The sequence below is a fragment of the Pelomonas dachongensis genome, from assembly GCF_043555865.1.
GTDB lineage: Bacteria > Pseudomonadota > Gammaproteobacteria > Burkholderiales > Burkholderiaceae_C > Pelomonas > Pelomonas dachongensis.
Genome location: NZ_JBIGHY010000083.1, coordinates 1 through 204, shown reverse-complemented (window position 1 = coordinate 204; position 204 = coordinate 1). Strand labels below are relative to the sequence as shown.

Below are 204 nucleotides of genomic sequence, written 5' to 3'. Positions count from 1 at the left end.
GGCGATCTTCATCGGCGCGGCCTCGTGAAGCCGCTCCAAGAAGTCCACGCTGCTGGCCTCGCTCTGGTCGGCATACACGCGCAGGAACACCCAGCGCGTGGCCCGGTCGATGGCCACGAACAGGTAGCGCCGGGCCACCTCGTCAGGCATCTGCGGCAGGTACTTGATGTCGATGTGAACGAAGCCCGGCTCGTAGTCCTTGAA

General features: G+C 64.7%; 1 pseudogene. It reads right to left on the bottom strand.

From position 1 onward, the window contains the following. Positions 1-204: pseudogene (locus ACG02S_RS26410) on the bottom strand (IS481 family transposase); the annotation flags it as partial.